This window comes from Nonomuraea antimicrobica, from assembly GCF_039536965.1.
GTDB classification, from domain to species: domain Bacteria; phylum Actinomycetota; class Actinomycetes; order Streptosporangiales; family Streptosporangiaceae; genus Nonomuraea; species Nonomuraea antimicrobica.
Genome location: NZ_BAAAZP010000263.1, coordinates 1 through 756 on the forward strand (window position 1 = coordinate 1; position 756 = coordinate 756).

Sequence of the window (756 nt, forward strand, 5' to 3'; positions counted from 1 at the left end):
GATGCGGTGATCGACGATCGCCTTGACGAGGTTTTCGAGACGCTCGCTGGTTACGGCGATGGTAATGACGTTCAACGGCTGTCCTTTTCGTCAGCGGTGCCGCTAACGGAGTTGGCGATGTCAAAGACAGCGAAGACTCGGACGCACTTGCTCCCGTCGCGTTCGGTTACGGTTCGGGTGCTGGCGCGAAACGTTCCCGAGGGGTCGTCGAACCCCAATCGACCGCTGTTGACGGCGTTGCGGAGGCTCGCGGCCTCTGCGCTGCCGCTGGCGACAACGGTGGGGAACTCCGCGATGATCGCTGTTTCACCTGGCTTGGCACGGAGCTGGTCGGCGATGCGTGAGAAGTCTGGCGCGCCGTGGCGTGGCGCTGGCTTTGTCCAGACAACTTCATCGAAGACAGGCAAAGCGCGCTCCGTTCGTGCTGGTGATGGTGCATTCAGGGGTTAATGATCTTGTTCTTGCGTCTCGCGACAAGACGACACTATCGCTCGATGATGCATATGTCTATCCATGATGCAACAGGTGTAACGCATGTGTGATGCCATGTTGCGCCTACTTAGCGTGATCAACTTTTCACGCACTTCTGGGCAACGCGACATGCATGTTGATACAGTTGCAACGCCACGCCACAGCGCCAACAAGCCAGAGGGGACACTCTGTGTCCAGCATTGCCCCTGGCGTCGCCGTCATTATTCGGCGACGCAAGCGAACCGCCACGCTCGAACGCGAGCTGTCCGTCCGAGCCGCCGTCCG

At 59.7% G+C, this 756-nt stretch carries 1 protein-coding gene; it reads right to left on the reverse strand.

The window, feature by feature from the left end:
• Window positions 1–71: 71 nt before the first annotated feature.
• A complete protein-coding gene (locus ABD844_RS52330) occupies window positions 72–407 on the reverse strand; it encodes a hypothetical protein (RefSeq protein ID WP_344897616.1) in 336 nt (111 codons plus the stop codon).
• Between the last annotated feature and the right edge of the window lie 349 nt (window positions 408–756).